The organism is Protofrankia sp. Cr1 (assembly GCF_963555865.1).
In the GTDB taxonomy this organism is placed as follows: Bacteria; Actinomycetota; Actinomycetes; order Frankiales; family Frankiaceae; genus Protofrankia.
Genome location: NZ_CAUVXO010000605.1, coordinates 1 through 916 on the forward strand (window position 1 = coordinate 1; position 916 = coordinate 916).

1 protein-coding gene is annotated in these 916 nt (G+C 60.4%); it reads right to left on the reverse strand.

The window, feature by feature from the left end:
- Positions 1–688: hypothetical protein (locus tag U9980_RS26570; RefSeq protein WP_322770437.1), on the reverse strand; the 688-nt coding region annotated here is incomplete at its 3' end.
- Between the last annotated feature and the right edge of the window lie 228 nt (positions 689–916).

Genomic DNA, 916 nt, shown 5'->3' on the forward strand with positions numbered 1-916 from the left:
GCTTAGGCGTCGGTTCGGCAGCATCACGTACCACAGCGAAATTGTCGTTGTCATAATTGGCGGTTACCGAGACGCCAGCCTCGGTCCTGATCGTAAAGGTTCCCCTACCAGGAGCGAGATCAATCAGGATCCCGGTAGCGGCAACTGCGTCCGTGTAATTCCCCAAGCGGCGTAGCAGGAGTCGTCGTCGCACTAACTGCGTGTACACGGGTGCCGATGACCAGTTGCTCTCCCGCGTCCCGACCTGGAGTCCCTCGTCTTTCTCAAGTGTCTGGCCGAACCGACGAAGAATCATCGGTGGAACCGGCGGAAAACCGTCAGGGAGATCTCCACGTTCAGCGGCAGCAGCGAGCATTTCGGCAACCAGATCCCGAGCGGCGTCGAACTCGTCGACGCTGTCGAACAGCGCATCACCCGGTCCCGCTGAGCGCGTCAGAACTGGCATCGCGCTGCCAACGTCCACCGCCTCAAGTCGAAGACCCAGCCGTTCGAAGAAACCCTTGGGAACACGATGACGGCCGGGATGGCTACGACGGAACAAGGCTTTCGCAACCTCGGCGACGATGTCCTGATAGGCAACGATTTCGGGTAGCGCCGCGACCGGAATACCCGGTGGCGTGAAACGCTCGCCTGTGAGCCGAAGGACCGCGAAGGTCCGCTCTCTACCGTCGGTCATTCTCTCACTCACCGCCGTCCTGGGGATCGACCAGGTCATGATGTGCCAGCCGGACGCCACACCGGCAGCAACGCTGCCGAGATCCGCGTGCCATGGACGCCACCATCCCTGTACGAAGGTCACCGTGCGAAGGTCACCGTGCGAAAGAGGTCCTGGTACTCACCGCAATCCTACCGCTATGCCGACGTTTCACGGTCGTCCGATTACTCATCTGTATATTTTTTGGTCAACGACGAGGCT